This window comes from Vibrio ostreicida, assembly GCF_013074385.2.
Lineage (GTDB): Bacteria > Pseudomonadota > Gammaproteobacteria > Enterobacterales > Vibrionaceae > Vibrio > Vibrio ostreicida.
Genome location: NZ_JABEYA020000012.1, coordinates 18083 through 36948, shown reverse-complemented (window position 1 = coordinate 36948; position 18866 = coordinate 18083). Strand labels below are relative to the sequence as shown.

Below are 18866 nucleotides of genomic sequence, written 5' to 3'. Positions count from 1 at the left end.
TAAAGTTATTTTTTTGACGCCATGCGCCCGTCATAAATAGCATTGATTATTACGCTAGATTAATTGTTTTTATTAAATTTGTTAGATTCATTCCATTTATATTTCAATAGCGTCAATTTTTAATTGTATATGTTAGATAGTTTTATTTCGTAAGATAAGTGACCTTCCGGTTCATGTAAATTACGGCCTTCTAGAGAAGGGGATTTCATGTAAGCCCCATTTAAGACGGCTTTATCTAGAACGAACGGTTGCTGTTCAGAACGCTCTTGCTTCTCTTGAACCCTTAACATCGTGTCCGAATGGTTTCTTTATTCACTCTGACCCTATCGATAAATAGCCCCTTGGCCAAAAGGGTGGCCCAACGATATTCTTCCTCAAACTCGAAACCTATTGAATACTTTTAAAGCTATTTCACCTTGGATTATGCTCACCAACTGAGGATATCGACATCTTAAAATGCGTGTGAGGCTTAATTATATGTACTCATGTTATTTGGCTTCTTTGGCTTCGCTATAAATCCAGAAAGCATTTAACATCGATAAAGCGACAAGGAAGGCCTAACCGGATAATAATTACCTATTGAGGTAAGTCGTTTAAGTCTGAAAATAAAAAACCGGGCTCTTGGCCCGGTTTAGTTTACTGCCCATTATGTGTTATTCGGACACATCTTCCCCGGCTTCTGATGTAGGCTTAGCATCATCTGCAACAATCTCGTTGCTTTCTTGTTCGGCCTCATCGTCAGACGGAGCAAGTTCTTCAACCTCATCAATGCGCTGCAAGCCAACAACATTTTCATCGTCAGCGGTACGGATGAGTGTCACGCCCTGCGTGTTGCGGCCAACTTGGCTCACCTCAGCAACGCGTGTCCGAACGAGAGTACCTGCATCAGTGATCATCATCATCTCGTCGCCGTCTTCAACTTGAACAGCACCGACAACTGGGCCATTTCGGTCGGAAACTTTAATAGACACAACCCCTTGAGTTCCACGGCCTTTAGTCGGATATTCGGCCAGTTCAGTCCGCTTACCATACCCATTTTGCGTTACCGTCAGGATATCACCTTGGTTTGATGGAATGATAAGCGAGACCACTTGATCATTTTCCGCCAACTTCATACCACGAACACCGGCTGCCGTCCGGCCCATAGAACGAACCCCCTTAAACTTGATTTCCGGCTTCCCATGCTCGTCTAGCACTGGGTTTCCATTCTCATCAAGAACGGGGATCTCTTCCGCTTCTTTGAAGCGCACTACCTTACCCGCTTTTGAGAACAACATTATTTCGCTGTCCCCATTAGTGATATCCACACCAATCAGCGAATCATCTTCACGCAGGTTGAGGGCAATAAGACCATTTGAGCGAACATTAGCAAACTGGTCTAATGATGTCTTTTTAACGGTGCCATCACCCGTCGCCATAAAAATAAATTTCTCAGGAGAGAATTCACTCACAGGTAAGATAGCCGTAATACGTTCACCGTCTTCAAGAGGAAGAATATTGACGATCGGTTTACCACGAGCTGTGCGGCTAGCCAAAGGAAGCTGATAAACCTTGAGACGGTATGTTTTTCCACGAGTAGAGAAACATAAAATATTGTCGTGAGTATTCGCCACAAGAAGACGTTCAATGTAGTCCTCTTCTTTCATCTTGGTGGCACTCTTGCCTTTACCACCACGGCGCTGGGCTTCGTAATCGCTTAGAATCTGATACTTTACGTAGCCTTCATGTGACAATGTCACAACAACATCTTCGCGTGCGATCAACTCTTCCATATCTATGTCATGAATCGCCGCGGTGATTTCTGTGCGACGTTGGTCACCGTAGCTGTCTCGAACTGCTTCCAGCTCTTCACGGATGACTTCCATCAGGCGTTCAGTACTAGCAAGGATATGCATTAATTCGGCAATTTCTTCCAACAGAACCTTGTACTCATCAAGAATCTTTTCGTGTTCTAGACCCGTTAGTTTCTGTAAGCGAAGATCCAAAATGGCTTGAGCTTGAGGCTCTGTCAGAAAATATTGATCATCACGGATACCAAATTCTGGTTCGAGCCATTCTGGGCGAGCAGCATCAGTACCTGCGCGCTCCAGCATATTCGCCACATTACCCAGATCCCACCCACGAGCAGTCAGGCCAGCTTTGGCTTCTGCAGGTGTTGATGCGCGACGAATCAATTCAATAATTTCATCAATATTGGCCAGTGCCAGCGCCAAACCTTCAAGTATGTGCGCACGCTCACGAGCTTTGCGCAGTTCGAAGATGGTGCGACGAGTCACGACTTCACGACGGTGATCAACGAAACATTTCAGAGTTTCTTTAAGGTTAAACAATTGTGGCTGTCCATTGTTCAACGCCACCATGTTTATACCAAATGTGGTTTGTAGCTGGGTGTTCGCATAGAGGTTATTCAGAACCACTTCACCCACCGCATCTCGCTTACATTCAATGACGATACGCATACCGTCTTTGTCTGACTCATCACGTAATGCGCTGATACCTTCGACTTTTTTATCTTTAACTAACTCTGCGATTTTCTCAATCAAGCGAGCTTTATTAACTTGGTAAGGGATCTCGGTAACAATAATGGTTTCTCTACCATTCTTGTCTGCTTCAATATCCGCTTTCGAGCGCATGTAGACCTTACCACGACCTGTCTTGTAAGCATCTATAATGCCTTTCCGACCACTGATCAATGCAGCAGTAGGAAAGTCTGGACCCGGGATGTACTCCATCAACTCATCAATAGTGATGTCTTCATTGCTGATGTAAGCAAGACAACCATCAATCACTTCGCCAAGGTTATGAGGCGGGATGTTGGTTGCCATACCGACCGCAATCCCTGAAGCACCATTCACTAAGAGATTAGGCACTCTTGTTGGTAGGACCGCTGGAATCTGTTCGGTGCCATCATAGTTGGGCACATAGTCAACCGTCTCTTTATCAAGATCCGCCAATAGTTCATGAGCGATTTTCGCCATACGAACTTCGGTATAACGCATGGCCGCCGCTGAGTCACCATCGATTGAACCAAAGTTGCCTTGGCCATCAACAAGCATATAACGTAGTGAGAACGGCTGAGCCATACGTACGATGGTATCATACACAGCACTATCACCATGAGGGTGATATTTACCGATTACGTCGCCGACAACACGGGCAGATTTTTTGTATGGTTTATTCCAGTCATTACCCAATACATTCATCGCGAACAAAACACGTCGATGCACTGGCTTCAAGCCATCGCGCACATCGGGAAGAGCACGACCAACGATTACGGACATCGCATAGTCAAGGTACGAACCTCTAAGCTCATCTTCAATGTTAACTGGCGTGATCTCTTTAGCTAGATCGCTCATAGAGCCAATATCCCTCTATTTGTATATCGTATTTACAATATGTTTAAGGTGCAAAAATATAACACACAAATCCCCAGTTCGGCATCACTTTCCCTGACCTTTTATCAGGTTGTGAGCTTGGTAGTGAATCAAACGCTGAGAATTTGCACACTCTATGTTTATCTTGCTGAATAATGGTTATATTTACATCAGCTTGGTTAAAAGTGATTCTGTCTATGACGGAGTGAACGTTAAGCGTTATAATGCTAGCCTCATGCCGTAAGTCTCACAGTAGATAGAGTAGTTATGATTCAGTCACAAAATGTCGATCCAAACGAAATAAAAAAATTTGCAGAAATGGCCTCACGCTGGTGGGATTTGGAAGGAGAGTTCAAACCCCTACACCAAATTAATCCACTGCGCTTGGATTACGTCATTGATAATGCCCAAGGGTTATTCGGAAAAACTGTACTCGATGTTGGCTGTGGAGGCGGTATTCTCGCTGAAAGCATGGCAAAACAAGGGGCACTAGTGACCGGCTTAGATATGGGAAAAGAACCTCTGGAAGTCGCCCGTTTACACGCGTTGGAGACAGCCACTGAGTTGACCTATATCCAGAGTACTATTGAAGAGCACGCGCTAGAAAATGCAGGTAAGTACGATGTCGTTACTTGCATGGAAATGTTAGAGCATGTCCCTGACCCACAATCGGTGATTTCATCCTGTGCACAACTGGTCAAACCCGGTGGCCATGTTTTCTTTTCAACACTCAACCGCAACTTTAAATCGTATCTTTTTGCCATTGTTGGTGCCGAAAAATTGCTGCGTATCGTTCCCGAGGGCACCCATGAACATGACAAGTTCATTCGACCTGCTGAACTGATTAAGATGATCGATCAAACCGACCTCACTGAAATGGGCATTACTGGACTTCATTACAATCCATTAACCGACCGATATAAACTGGGTCACAAAGTGGATGTCAATTACATTGTTTACAGTCAAAAATCTTTCTAGACCCACACTTTTCGCCCTCTAGTTCTCAGAATGCGGAGGCTCAGCTGACTCCGCTTTTTACTAAATTTTGAACAATTTAGAGAAGAATGATTCCAAAATAACCAGCCAAATAATCACGACCAAGTTTGTTCAAAGATCAAGGAATTTTTTTTTGTTTATGGTTACTTCTAAACCGATCTCAAAACGGTAATTTTATACAATCAATAGGTCTCTAATCCCATCGGTTAGTGGTTACTTACTGAAATTTTCAATTTTGTTAGTTATCCACAAGTCATCCCAGAACTGTAACTTGAAAAGACATCCCGATAGCACTATCTTGTAAGTCACACAGCAATGAACCCCTATATGTTGTGTTTGTACTATAATAGATAGATAGACTTTGATCACAAAGCCGGAACATTTTTTACAAGAACCACAAGAAAATACGGCTTTTATTAGTTTTGTTAGGGAAATTAAGCAGAATGAACCAACAACTAACCGTTACCAAGCGTGACGGCCGCAAAGAAAGTATTGATCTGGAAAAGATCCACCGAGTAATTACCTGGGCTGCGGAAGGCCTAGAGAATGTCTCTGTATCTCAAGTTGAACTTCGTGCGCACATCCAATTCTACGATGGGATCACGACAACTGACATTCATGAGACCATCATTAAGTCAGCGGCCGATCTGATCTCTGAAGATACACCGGATTATCAATACCTAGCCGCTCGGCTGGCTGTTTTTCATTTGCGTAAAAAAGCGTATGGCCAATATGAGCCCCCCACACTTTACGAGCACGTTGCTCGTCTGGTTGATATGGGAAAATATGATCAGCACATAATGAAAGATTACACCCAAGCAGAACTCGTTGAGCTTGGCCATTTTATTGATCACAAACGCGACCTTGATTTCTCTTACGCTGCAGTCAAACAATTAGAAGGAAAGTACTTCGTCCAGAACCGTGTGAGTGGCGAAATCTACGAGAGTGCTCAATTCCTATATATACTGGTTGCCGCCTGTTTGTTCGCAAACTACCCAAAAGAAACGCGCCTTAGCTACATCAAACGTTTCTATGATGCAACATCCACTTTTAAGATTTCCCTACCCACGCCGATCATGTCTGGCGTTCGAACTCCGACTCGTCAGTTCAGTTCTTGTGTTCTTATAGAATGTGGGGACAGCCTTGATTCTATCAATGCCACCGCAAGTTCTATTGTCCGTTACGTTTCTCAACGTGCGGGCATAGGCATTAACGCTGGTCGTATTCGCGCGATTGGATCTGAGATCCGTAATGGTGAAGCGTTCCATACTGGCTGTGTTCCTTTTTACAAATACTTTCAAACCGCCGTTAAATGTTGTTCACAAGGCGGGGTTCGCGGTGGCGCAGCCACTGTTTTCTATCCATTGTGGCATGGCGAGTCTCAAGCACTGATGGTGCTTAAAAACAACCGTGGTGTTGAAGAAAACCGAGTTCGTCATATGGACTATGGTGTCCAACTGAATAAGTTGATGTATCAACGCCTCGTTGAGGGCGGAAATATCACGCTGTTCTCGCCTTCAGATGTACCGGGTCTTTACGATGCTTTCTTTGAGAATCAAGATGAGTTCGAACGTTTGTATGTCAAATACGAGAACGATCCAACCGTCAAAAAAGAGAGCGTCAAAGCTATCGAGATGTTCTCTATTCTGATGAAAGAACGCGCCTCAACTGGGCGCATTTACATTCAGAATGTTGATCACTGTAACACTCATAGTCCATTTGATGCTGCCGTTGCGCCTGTCCGCCAGTCCAACCTCTGTTTGGAAATTGCGCTGCCAACAAAACCTTTGACCAATGTAGAAGATGACTCTGGCGAAATAGCGCTGTGTACGCTCTCTGCGTTCAACCTTGGTGCGATTAAATCCTTAGACGATTTCGAAGAGCTGTCAGACCTCGTAGTTCGTGCTCTCGATGCCCTACTTGACTATCAGGATTACCCATTACCCGCGGCTTACAAATCGTCAATGAATCGCCGTACTTTAGGGGTTGGCGTCATTAACTATGCCTATTATCTAGCCAAGAATGGGGTGAAGTACTCCGATGGCAGTGCCAATGGCTTGACCCACCGTACCTTTGAAGCTATCCAATACTATCTATTGAAAGCGTCAGTCGCATTGGCCAAAGAGCAAGGCAGGTGTCCATCATTTGATGAGACAAACTATGCTAAAGGTTTATTGCCGATCGACACATACAAAAAAGACGTCGATTTGGTCTGTGATGAGCCCTTTCACTACGACTGGCAAAGCTTGCGTGAAGAAATTATGGAGCATGGTCTTCGTAACTCAACCCTGACCGCTCTGATGCCTTCTGAAACATCTTCCCAGATTTCAAATGCGACCAATGGTATTGAGCCACCAAGAGGGTATGTTTCAGTTAAAGCGTCTAAAGATGGCATCCTTAAACAGGTGGTGCCTGATTTCACTAACCTGAAAGAAAATTATGAACTTCTTTGGGACATAGGCTCAAACGACGGGTATCTGCACCTCGTTGGGATTATGCAAAAGTTCGTCGATCAAGCGATATCAGCCAACACAAACTATGATCCCGCTCGTTATGAAAGCGGTAAAGTACCAATGAAGAAATTGTTGCAAGACCTGCTGACAGCATACAAATTCGGAGTAAAGACACTTTACTATCATAATACGCGAGATGGTGCTAAAGACGACCAGAAAGACGCAGTACAACCACAAGATGAAGATTGTGAAGGCGGCGGTTGTAAGATTTAACCTTACTCATTCATAATCAGTAAAACAGACTATCGTATGCCTCTCAGATGAGAGGCGTAAAAGGAATTGAGGCATCATGGCTTACAGTACTTTTAATCAGACTAAAAATGACCAACTAAAAGAACCCATGTTTCTTGGTCAATCGGTCAATGTCGCGCGCTACGACCAACAAAAGTTTGAGATTTTCGAAAAACTCATCGAAAAACAACTTTCTTTCTTCTGGCGCCCCGAGGAAGTGGACGTATCGAGCGATCGTATCGATTACAATAAACTTCCTGATCATGAAAAACACATTTTCATCTCAAATCTGAAATATCAAACCTTATTAGACTCTATCCAAGGCCGCAGCCCCAATGTTGCCCTACTCCCTCTGGTCTCATTGCCTGAGTTGGAGACTTGGATCGAAACATGGTCATTCTCAGAAACCATTCATTCACGTTCTTACACTCACATTATACGCAATATAGTGAATGAGCCGGGCGCAGTATTTGATGATATCGTTGAAAATGAGCACATTCTTAAGCGTGCAAAAGACATTGCGCACTACTACGATGACTTGATCCAAATGACGAATGATTACCATCGTTACGGTGAAGGGACACATGAAATCAATGGCCAATCAGTCGATATCAGTTTGCACGAGCTTAAGAAGAAACTCTATGTTTGTTTGATGTCAGTCAACGCATTGGAAGCGATTCGCTTCTATGTGAGCTTTGCTTGTTCTTTCGCTTTTGCTGAACGTGAACTGATGGAAGGTAATGCAAAAATAATCAAATTGATTGCCCGTGATGAAGCATTGCACCTCTCTGGAACTCAAAACATGATCAACCTGCTACGTAATGGTCAGGATGATTTCGCTTTCATGCAGATTGCAGAAGAAGCAAAGCAAGAATGTTTTGATTTGTTTAAAGAGGCGGCGGAACAAGAGAAAGAATGGGCAGAATACCTATTTAAAGATGGCTCGATGATTGGACTGAACAAAGATATCCTAAGCCAATACGTCGAATACATTACTAATATCCGTATGCAAGCGGTCGGATTGCCGACAGCTTATCCAGAAGCCACCACCAATCCCATTCCATGGATCAATGCTTGGCTCTCTTCTGACAACGTACAGGTAGCGCCACAAGAAGCGGAAATTTCTTCTTATCTAGTCGGCCAAATAGACAATGAAGTCGCGGCAGATGACTTTGAAGGGTTTGAATTGTAATGCCACGAATTAAGATCAACGATTCAGCGTCAATTGAGTCCAACCCATCGAATACAATTTTGGAAACCATGGAACAAGCTGGGCTCCAACCTGAGTACAACTGCCGTGACGGCCACTGTGGAGCATGTCGATGTCAGTTAGTCAGTGGCGATGTTGAGTACGTTGGTTTTGCAATGGCATATACATTAGAGAATGAAATTTTGCCTTGCATCTGTAAGGCAAAATCTGATGTCGAAATTGTCGACGTTAACTACGCGCTAAAAGAACAATCTGCATGACGACGAAAACCCGATGCTTTACGTCGGGTTTTTTGTCACTATCATACTCGCAGCTGAATGCCGGATAGTAATTCATCGGCGGTAAGCATAGACACCGCTTTGTCCGCGATCTCCCTTCCATCATCATCAAACAAAGATAAGCGATAGCCTAATGACTTGGCTTGATTTTCCTCTTCAGGTGCCTTCAACCACATGGAGATTACATCCTGCTTATCGCCACTAAGTGCCTCTCCCAAAATAACTTTTTGACTTGCTACCTGATACCAAACCAAAATCTTTGAATGATGGAACATGCTGCCCTCCCTTGAGTGAAACCCGAGATGAGTACTCATTTTAAGCGCTAATAAAACAAATGCACGCAGCAAATTGGCCAGAAATTGGGCTTCTATTTAAAATCATCGCTTTAAGCGATAGACGATTTTCTTCTAAGAAAAAATTGTTATCGCTCACACGTAATAACAAAACGATTCATTCACTTACCCCGTTATGCGTATTGACGGGTGTTTGACATGCCTAAAAGTTTGGTCTAATCAGAAATTACACTGATCGGGACATACATCTCTTTATCTCGTTTGAGTGAACTGTAATCTGGAAACATAAGCTTACCCGATAAATACCGCCTTAGCATATCAGCCGCAACCGTAGAAATAATCAACGTTTGTTGGTCACGTTTATAAGGTCGATTGAACACTAACCTTTGCCCCCATTCCCCTTCTCGGGTGGAGATCGCGACAGAGAAAGCATTTTCAGAGACTTTCCCCGTTGAAATGGCAATGTCGGTGGCACATTTGTCTTTGGTTGCCCCAGCTAAAGCAAAGGCGGCCGCCAAATCATCGGTGTCAGTGCTACTCCCCAAGTCGACTTTATTTCCTAACACCCAACCATGCCCGCAGTATTCGGCTGCTTTTTCATTTGAATGTAACCAGTGTGACAAAGCTCCGTGCGTTGACTGCTCTGCTGTAGAAATCGACAATTTTCGCTCAATAATTAAATGACCAACATGATCTTGCATCGATTCATCTACGCTCACGACATTACTCTCGATTAGATTGTGAATCATCTGCAATAATTTGATTCGGCTTTGGAGATCACCTTTTGGCCCAAACAGTTTTACTTCTATGTAAGGCAGATACGAACGGTAGCCAACAAAGTAACCTTCGGGGAGTTGCAATCTGTCCAGTTGATCCGATAACGCGGATTCTGAAGTGCCAAATGTATGAAGTTTACTGCACTCTAAACCAACCTGCGTTGTGTGTTCTTGTTTTAAATGCGGCAACACCTGAGATTCAACCATCAGTTTAAACTCATCAGGCACCCCAGGGGTGAAGTAAAAATCACACTCATTAAAGCGCATTAAAAAACCGCAAGCCGTTCCGATTGGATTATCAAGTATCACCGAACCTTGTGGTAGCATTGCCTGCTTACGATTGCATTCCGGCATTGATATACCGCGAGCGGCAAAGAAATTTTCAAGCTTCTCTAACCAGTCGGGAAATAACATCAAAGGTTTGTCAGCAGCCTGTCCAGCAGCCTCTGCACTCAAATCATCGGATGTCGGCCCTAAGCCACCATTTACAATGACCACGTCGCTATTGAAGCTCAGCATCAGCAATTCTTCAGCCAATGCCGCCTGACTATCCCCGACGGTCGATCTCTTCGATAAAGAAAATCCTTGTTCAAAGAATTGTTCAGACAACCACGCTGCATTTGTATCTACGATATCACCATGGAGCACTTCCTCTCCGGTACTTAACATCGCTATTTTTAACATATCCCTTTCCTTGTCAGGCCGCTCTTTTAACCTAATCACAGTCACTATCATTTATAATGATGAGTTTGATTTTTAGAGTATCAAAAACCGTTAAGCTTCTTATTCAGAACAATTTCCGGTTTCCATTTTTCATACTTTGATGGATAATTGTGCACCTGAATGTTGTAAGACACAAGACTGTGGAGTATATCCGTGTACCGAAAATACATCATCGCTTTTATCTTGTTCACGACTTCCAATGCCCATGCCAATGACGCTGAAAATTTGATGGGCTCTGCTGATAATACCACTTATTTTGAACATACGACTGAAAACGAAAACCACCCACTTTTCAATTATTCTTATAATCCTAGCAAGAGTTATGCCTTAGGTTTAACAGAAAATGACTTAAAGCTCGAAGAACCGCCCCTCCCTCGTTACCTTACGGTAAAAGATGACAAAGATTGGAACTACCTCAAAGGACAAACTTACACCATATTAGGGCTCAGTGTTGCGACGGTCGGTTTGATGACACTTTTGCCTGAATCGGTCACCAAATGGGATGAGGAAGATAGGGACCTCAGTGGCTTGGGGTCCAAGTGGGTGGACAATGTGTCCTCGGGCCCAACTTGGGACCGAGACGAGCACTTCTTAAATTATGTGATGCACCCTTACTTTGGTGGTGTTTACTATACCGCGGCAAGGCACTCTGGCTTTAATGAGTTCGAGTCATTTCTCTATTCGGCCACGATGTCGACCTTCTTTTGGGAATATGGTGTCGAAGCGTTTGCAGAAATCCCTTCATGGCAAGATCTCTTCATTACCCCTTTCTTTGGTGCGGTGGTCGGAGAAATAATGTTCGAGGCCGAACAAGATATCATTACCACTGGTAGAGAAGTCTGGGGCTCTCGAACAGCCGGAGACGTGACCTTATTTTTCCTTAACCCCGTTGGGCATATCCACGGCTGGGTAAGCGACGCGTGGGGCGGCTCCGCAGAGTTTCAATACAGCAGCAAGCCTTGGTTTGGTAATCAAGATGCTGCCCAATTTGCCCTTGATGCTGGAGCCCATTCTGACCATATTTTTTATGGCGCACAAGTGATCATAAGTTTCTAGTCCTTACGGAATACACCGTTGCCGTCCCCCGTCAAAGAGCGGCGAAACAGTACCGCTGATGCATCTGACCTGATTGGTAAATCCAATAATCACAGATGCCGCTCAGCACTGAATGCTCTCTCAACTGGGTCATCACCTAAAAAATGAGATTTCTCTAACTTCTCAGTGACGTATTGGCCACCCAAATCATATCTGCGACTCGAACCTTGTCAGTTAACCGACGTTTGGCTGAGCGAACGCTTAAAGTCAGAGTAGGAAAACTCATTGAGCTGTTGAATCTCTCCATTGCTACGTTGGCAGTATATTGAAGGCATTCTTAGTCCATTAAACCAATTCAGCTTAACCATGGTATAGCCAGCACTGTCTATCACATGCAGTCGCTGTCCGATACTCAGCGGCTTTTCAAAATTGGCGACACAGAACTGGTCTCCTGCCAAGCAAGAGCATGAACCAATGATATACTGATGTTCACCGCTGTCAGTCGCCTCTTTGATGGAGGCTGGTTCATTGTAAATAAGCGTATCTAAACGATGGGCTTCTGTTGCAGAGTCAACGATGGCGGTTTTTTTTACGTTGTCGACAATATCAACGACCGTCACAACAAGATCGGTTGTTTGAGTGATAATGGCCTCACCCGGTTCCAAATATAGCTGAACATTATGCTTTCGGGAAAACGCTTTTAGGGCGAGGGCAAGGGTGTCAATGTCATAACCCGGCCAAGTAAAGAACACGCCTCCCCCAAGACTGATCCAATCAAGCTGCTCAAAATAGTCCCCAAACTTGTCTGAGATTGAATCAAGCAGTTCGATAAAGGCATGAACGTCTTTATTCTCACAGTTCATGTGGAACATGACACCATCTATACCGTGAAACACTTCAGGGTCTATATGGTCGGCTTGAACGCCTAAACGAGAGTATTGCCGCGCTGGGTTGGCCAAATCTTGACCAGAGTAGCTCACTCCTGGATTTAAACGCAATCCCAGAGATGCTTTTCCTTCAACGATATGGCGATGGCTGGAAAGTTGGTTTTGCGAATTGAAGATAATCTTGTCACAAATATCAGCCACTGCGCGGACATCGCCCTCACTGTAACCCACACTGTATGCATGAGTTTCCCCTCCAAAGGTTTCATGCCCCAACTTAACCTCAAACGGCCCCGAGCTTGTCGTACCGTCTAAATACGGTTTTATAATGTCAAATACACCCCATGTCGAGAAACACTTCAAGGCTAAAACCAGCTTAACCCCCGACATTTCTTTTAGGTGCTTTGCCTTTTCTAGGTTCTCGACCAGCCGCTCTTCGTTGATCATAAAATACGGAGTTTCTAATTCACTTTTTCTCATTGTATTACCTTAAATGGAACAAAACCGACGCGTACGCATCGGCTTATTCTTGTCATGTCACTTGGGGGAGCGAAACCATCACTTCAGAGCATGAATCACTGGCTGACTGGGCTCTAATTCCATAACCTGCCAGTCCAGCCCTAGGTCAGGCATAGTATCGAGGAACGGGTCCGGGTTTAATTGCTCCATATTAAACACGCCTTTCTCTGCCCACGCTCCTTTGAAAAACTGAAGAGCCGCTGTAATGGCGGGCACACCTGTTGTATAGGAGATAGCTTGATGTTCAACGTCTTTGTAGGCCACTTCGTGATCTGCGTTGTTGTAGATAAACACACTGCGTTGCTTGCCATCTTTCTTGCCTTGAACCCAAGTGCCGATACACGTTAGGCCCGTGTAGCCGGGTGCCAAAGATGTCGGATCAGGTAACAGCGCCTTAAGGACATGCAGAGGCTGGACAACTGTACCATCATGTAGGGTTAACGGTTCTGGACTTAATAAACCGATATCACGCATACAATTGAAATAGTTTAGGTATTTATCACCGAACCCCATCCAGAACTCAATGCGTTTTGCTGGAATGAATTCTTTCAACGAGCGGACTTCATCATGAGCCATGGAATAGACTTTGTGAGAGCCACAGTTTGGAAAATCAAATTCAAGCATCCGAGAATGGCATGGGACCTGTTTCCATTCTTGGTTTTCCCAATAGAAAGAATCACCCTGAATTTCTAACATGTTGGTTTCAGGATCAAAGTTGGTCGCAAACTTCTTACCGTGATCACCCGCATTGACGTCCATAACATCTATTGTGTCGATTTCGTCGAACAAGTGCTTAACCGCATAAGCCGCGAAAACAGACACCACACCCGGGTCAAAGCCCGCTCCAAGAATTCCGGTAATCCCAGCATCTTTAAACTTTTCACGGTAGCCCCATTGCCAATCATAAGCTTGAGGAACTTGTTGGCCCTCAGAGCAAAGGTCAACGGCGACCGATGTGTCTAGGTAAGAAACTTTTGCTTGATAGCACGCTTCCATAATGGCCATGTTAACCCATGGAGGTCCCGCGTTGATGACAAGATCAGGCTGAACTTCTTCGATCAGCGCCACCAAAGCGTCCACATCATCAGCATTGACTGAACGAGCTTGCAACTTTTTGGATGGATCTTTCAGGTTATTTTTTTTTCGAATAGATGCGATGATATTTTCACATTTACTTATCGTACGAGAAGCGATGGTGATATCACCCAATATTGGATTGTTTTGAGCCGCTTTATGTGCAACCACCCAACCAACACCACCTGCACCAATTTGTAGAACTGCCATAGTTTTCGTTACCTTATCCTTTTAGCTCAGACACTAATTTGTTAATTTCACTCAGCAAAGACTCGAAGTCCGACATCTTCAAACATGGGTTTAAAATTGTGAACTTAAGCGCTGACTTTCCATCCACGACCGTTTCACCCAAAACGGCAATGCCGCGCGTGAGCGCTGTGAGCCTAAGTGTTTTATTCAATTCATCGACATCTTCAGTGCAATGACCGACTGCACGGAACAAGATCGTTGATAATGAAGGCTCAGCCAATAGTTCAAAACCTTCATGATCCTGCACCAAGCCTGCGACTTTCTGAGCTTGTTCGAGAAGATGATCATACATCTCACCTAGGACGGTTGGCCCCACGTTTTGCATCGTCATAAAGACTTTTAACGCATCGAATCGTTTTGTCGTCGCCATCGACTTATCAACCAAATTGGGCAATTTATCGTGTTCTCGGTTTAAGTAGTCCGCATGATGCAACAGGTACTGAAAATTCGATTTTTCCTTTAGCAATATCGCACCACAGCTAATGGTTTGGAAAAACAGTTTGTGGAAATCCACACTGATAGAGTCAGCCCGCTCAATCCCTTCAAGCCGCGATTTGTGACTACTCAAAATAAGAGCGCCACCATAAGCACTATCAACATGGAACCAAAGGCCATTCGTTTCAGCCAAATCTGCGATGGCATTAAGGTCATCAATCGCACCATGATCCGTCGTCCCCGCTGTACCCACAACGACAAATGGAATCAATTGTTCCGATTTCATGACTTCCAGTTCATGAGCTAACGCATCAAGCTGGATAGTGCCGTTTTCATTGGCCTCAACACATCGTACTGAATCTGCGCCAAGTCCAAGCAGCGACGCCGACTTTTGCACCGTAAAATGTGCCTTTTTCGAACACAGAATACGTAATCTATCCGAGTAATCGGGTAGGCCCCGCTTTTGAATGGAATGACGATCAATTTTGTCTGCGATCCAGTCACGCGCAAGCATTAAACCCATGAGATTACTTTGCGTCCCTCCGCTGGTGAAAACGCCATCCGATGTTTTCCCCAAACGGAACTTATCACACATCCAATCAACCACCTTCTGCTCAACATAGGTGGCCGCGGAGGCTTGATCCCACGAGTCCATCGATTGATTGAGGGCCGCGATCATAGCTTCAGCCACCACAGAAGACATCAATGGCGGTGTATGCAGATGTGCAATACAGTTGGGGTGCTGGACAAAAATAGAGTTTTTGGCAACCAGTTCAGCCGTCTCACCTATCACATCAATCAATGATGCATTTTTACTGTCTAAATCAACTTCGTTGACAGCTTGCTCGAGAAAACGGGGTTCTAGGCCAGAATAAGGGGCACTCACTTGCTCAAAAACTGACTTCATTGCAGCGGTGCAATGGTTCATCACTTTACTAAACTCATCACTGCCCTGTTCACCCGTTTGGATAAAGTGTTGCTTCCACTGCGCATTGGAAGACTCAGGCTCTAAATGATGGCCCCCTGCCGCTATGATGGCTTCTTCAAGAACACGTAAAGCAAAATCAATTTGTTCGAAAGAGATAATTAGAGGCGGTAAAAAGCGAATAACTGAGCCATCACGACCCCCTTTCTCAACAATCAAACCGCGTTCTAATGCTGCACGCTGGATACCTAATGTAAGCTCACCATCTGACATAGGCTCCCCAAACGGGTTGCGTTCAAAACCGGGCTTACGCACTTCAACACCGAGCATCAAACCTTTGCCGCGTACCTCTGCGATGCAATCCACACGTTTCTGAATGGCTTCTAACCCGTGACGGAAATATTGACCTGCAATATTGGCATGTTCGACTAAATTATCGCGTTCAATAATCTCTAATGCTTTGGCTCCAGAGACCATGGCAAGCTGGTTGCCACGAAATGTCCCCGTATGCTCTCCCGGATTCCATGTGTCGTGTTGCCTATTGATAACGAGTAATGACATCGGCATACCGCCGCCGATCGCTTTAGACAAACACAAAACATCTGGAACAATACCAGATTCCTCAAAAGCAAAGTTGTAGCCGGATTTTCCAACACCACATTGGATTTCATCGAAGATAAGTAAAATACCGTGCTCATCACAGATTCTGCGTAATTCACGAAGCCAAAATGCGGGTGCGGGAATAACACCACCTTCACCTTGGACAGGTTCAACAACCATCGCCGCTGGTTTCATGATGCCCGATTCATCGTCTTGCAGTAAGCGCTCAATATAACGAATACTCGCTTTTGCCCCTTCATCGCCACCCAGACCAAATGGACAACGAAGTGCATAGGGAAAAGGCATGAAGTGGACATCGGACATTAAACCCGTGCGACGCGCTTTAGTGCTCAGATTTCCCATCATTCCCATGGTGCCATTTGTCATACCATGGTAAGCCCCTCGAAAGGCAAACATGGTGTTTCGGCCCGTGGTTTGTTTCGCTAATTTAATTGCGGCTTCAACAGCATCGGCACCAGAAGGGCCACAGAATTGAATAACGCAGTGATCGGACAACTCTTGTGGCAAGAAATGTTTAACCGTCTTGATAAAATGCGTTTTCGCTTGAGTTGCAATATCAAGCGTTTGATAAGGCAACCCAGAATCGAGCTGCTCCTTTAACGCTTGGTTGATCTCGGGATGGTTGTACCCCAAAGCAAGTGTACCCGCACCCGCAAGACAATCGAGAAAAAGCTGGCCTCGTGTGTCTTCAACAAGTGCACCATAAGCTTGCTTAATCGCAATAGGCAGACGCCGCGGGTATGAACGAACCGCAGATTCATGCTCAGCCTGCTCCTGAAGAACACGATCAGGCGTAAGGTCATACAGGCCATCGGCCGCTGGAATATGGGTAGAAAATGGGGTCGATATTGCCGAATTATCGACATCAAAGGCTGTACTCATGATTGAATCCCTTGAAGTATAACGCTATTTAATAGCGTTTATCATTGCTAACAACAGGTGCAAAACCAACCTAGGCAGACCAGTGGCCTTAATGAGATTTAGATTGGCTTAACCACAGCTTCGCAGTAACCACGGACTTACGTGTATGCGAAATCGATCCATCGAGGTGACGGATTCAAGTTTCTAATGATCAATCAAGGTTCGGTAATACTACCGTTTTGAAGCACAGGGCATTTAGGAAGCACTAAGCTGATTAAACGTTGTTTCTTAAGTGAGTTCAATGTTGGGTTTCCCATTCACATGTCGCATCGCGACCACAGTATCCCGTCTATTGGCAACAAGGTTGACCAATACCTACCCTACGTAACGCACACTCAGCCCGAATGTTCATTACGCGTTTCCCCCAGAGCGACAAACTAACTATTAACTCCGAGATTGCGCGCGAAAATATCATAAAACAAAAACGCTTAGCAAGAATTTTTGTCCACACATAAAGCAATTTCACGCATTTATTAACAAAGACATCACTTAAGGTCCTCCAGCAACACTTTGTTAGTCGAAAGCCGGATACAAAAAAGCCAGACATCGGCCTGGCTTTTTTCAACTAGAAGAATCTAAGAATTGGTTTCGGCTGCTGGCTTATCCGCCAGCGTTACCTTTTTTGGTAAAGAAAAGTGCAGGAGTAGATACCCTATCACCGCCGCTGTTGTGGAGCCCATCAAAATACCGAGACGCGCATAAGTATCAAACTCAGCATTGACTGGGCCAAATGCCAGAGAAGAAATAAATATCGACATGGTAAAGCCAATACCACACAACACAGAGACTGCGAAAATGTGTCGGAAAGTAATACCCTCAGGCAACTTTGCTAAGCCCAATTTTACCGCAACCCAGCTAAAGCTGAAAATACCAAGCGGTTTACCGACCAATAGTCCCATGGCAATGCCCAATGGCAGCATCGACGTTAATCCCTCTAGAGAAATCCCTATCAATGAAATGCCTGCATTGGCAAACGCAAACACCGGCAAGATACCAAAGGCAACATATGGGTGAAGTGCATGTTCCATATGTTTTAGCGGCGAACGCTCACCTTTTTTCCCTTTCAAAGGGATCGCAAAACCAATCACCACACCAGCTAGGGTTGCATGGACCCCCGATTTCAGCACGGCAAACCACAGGATTGCACCGACGATCATATAAGGGGTCAGTTTGGTTACCCGCTTGGCGTTGAGCAAAAACAGCGCTGCCGTCATCGCGAAACCCACCGCTAGAGCAGAAGTCGACAAATCCCCTGTATAAAATAAGGCAATAATCACGACCACACCAAGGTCATCAATAATCGCCAATGCCAATAAGAACACCTTAAGGCTGACTGGCACGCGCTTACCAAGCAGGGCCATAATGCCCAGAGCAAACGCTATATCGGTGGCAGCGGGAATCGCCCACCCCTGAATCGCCTCGGCATTCTGGTAATTAAAAGCAACATAGACCAACGCGGGAGCTAACATTCCCCCAACGGCAGCAATCGCAGGAAAAATAGCCGTTTCTCTGGATTTTAACGCCCCTTCTAGCAGCTCACGTTTGACTTCTAGACCTATCAGCAGAAAAAAGACTGCCATTAGACCATCGTTAATCCAGTGAGAGACGGACATACCCAAAATGTATGAATGTAATACCGCCTGATAGGCATCGTTCAAAGGGGTATTGGCAATAGTCATTGCGATTGCAGCGGCAATAACAAGTAGAATCCCGCCCGCTGACTCGAGTTTGAAGAAATCGCGAATAATATCACTCATGATATTTTCCTTTTATTTATCATGTTAATAGGTGATTAACAGTAGAGCCCTT

General features: G+C 44.8%; 12 protein-coding genes. 5 read left to right on the top strand and 7 right to left on the bottom strand.

Annotation, left to right across the window (positions count from 1 at the left end):
- Positions 1-653 precede the first annotated feature (653 nt).
- Positions 654-3356 (bottom strand): DNA topoisomerase (ATP-hydrolyzing) subunit A, encoded by a 2703-nt coding sequence (gene gyrA, locus HLM86_RS14810; protein WP_076587664.1) that lies wholly within the window; start codon positions 3354-3356, stop codon positions 654-656.
- A 285-nt stretch (positions 3357-3641) separates the two neighbouring features.
- Between gyrA and ubiG the strand changes: the two genes are divergently transcribed.
- From ubiG to yfaE, 4 genes are all read left to right on the top strand, one after another.
- The gene (ubiG, locus tag HLM86_RS14805; RefSeq protein ID WP_170883577.1) at positions 3642-4352 is read left to right on the top strand and encodes a bifunctional 2-polyprenyl-6-hydroxyphenol methylase/3-demethylubiquinol 3-O-methyltransferase UbiG; all 711 of its coding nucleotides are present in this window, start codon (positions 3642-3644) and stop codon (positions 4350-4352) included.
- A gap of 461 nt (positions 4353-4813) precedes the next feature.
- Positions 4814-7096, top strand: a complete 2283-nt coding sequence (gene nrdA, locus HLM86_RS14800; protein ID WP_170883576.1) for a class 1a ribonucleoside-diphosphate reductase subunit alpha — start codon at positions 4814-4816, stop codon at positions 7094-7096.
- Between the two features lie 76 nt (positions 7097-7172).
- A complete protein-coding gene (nrdB, locus tag HLM86_RS14795; protein ID WP_076587658.1) occupies positions 7173-8306 on the top strand; it encodes a class Ia ribonucleoside-diphosphate reductase subunit beta in 1134 nt (377 codons plus the stop codon).
- Entirely contained in the window at positions 8306-8584 is a 279-nt protein-coding gene (yfaE, locus tag HLM86_RS14790; protein WP_076587656.1) for a class I ribonucleotide reductase maintenance protein YfaE, read from the top strand. Before nrdB ends, yfaE begins: the two co-directional genes overlap by 1 nt.
- Positions 8585-8625: 41 nt before the next feature.
- Here the strand turns inward: yfaE and HLM86_RS14785 are convergent, their stop codons facing one another.
- Both HLM86_RS14785 and HLM86_RS14780 read right to left on the bottom strand, forming a co-directional pair.
- On the bottom strand, positions 8626-8877 hold the full coding sequence (locus HLM86_RS14785) for a 30S ribosomal protein S6 modification protein (RefSeq protein ID WP_076587654.1): 252 nt from the start codon (positions 8875-8877) through the stop codon (positions 8626-8628).
- Between the two features lie 233 nt (positions 8878-9110).
- On the bottom strand, positions 9111-10355 hold the full coding sequence (locus HLM86_RS14780; protein ID WP_076587652.1) for a CinA family nicotinamide mononucleotide deamidase-related protein: 1245 nt from the start codon (positions 10353-10355) through the stop codon (positions 9111-9113).
- 192 nt (positions 10356-10547) lie between these two features.
- Between HLM86_RS14780 and HLM86_RS14775 the strand changes: the two genes are divergently transcribed.
- Entirely contained in the window at positions 10548-11450 is a 903-nt protein-coding gene (locus HLM86_RS14775; protein WP_170883575.1) for a DUF3943 domain-containing protein, read from the top strand.
- A 209-nt stretch (positions 11451-11659) separates the two neighbouring features.
- On the opposite strand, the gene nspC is transcribed toward HLM86_RS14775, so the two are convergent.
- The 4 genes from nspC to nhaA form a co-directional block, all read right to left on the bottom strand.
- Entirely contained in the window at positions 11660-12793 is a 1134-nt protein-coding gene (gene nspC / locus HLM86_RS14770; protein WP_076587648.1) for a carboxynorspermidine decarboxylase, read from the bottom strand.
- A gap of 78 nt (positions 12794-12871) precedes the next feature.
- Positions 12872-14116 (bottom strand): carboxynorspermidine synthase, encoded by a 1245-nt coding sequence (locus tag HLM86_RS14765; RefSeq protein ID WP_076587646.1) that lies wholly within the window; start codon positions 14114-14116, stop codon positions 12872-12874.
- Between the two features lie 13 nt (positions 14117-14129).
- Positions 14130-17018 (bottom strand): pyridoxal phosphate-dependent class III aminotransferase, encoded by a 2889-nt coding sequence (locus HLM86_RS14760; protein WP_076587644.1) that lies wholly within the window; start codon positions 17016-17018, stop codon positions 14130-14132.
- A gap of 614 nt (positions 17019-17632) precedes the next feature.
- Positions 17633-18814: a Na+/H+ antiporter NhaA gene (gene nhaA / locus HLM86_RS14755; protein WP_076587642.1), complete on the bottom strand. Its 1182-nt coding sequence runs from the start codon at positions 18812-18814 to the stop codon at positions 17633-17635.
- Between the last annotated feature and the right edge of the window lie 52 nt (positions 18815-18866).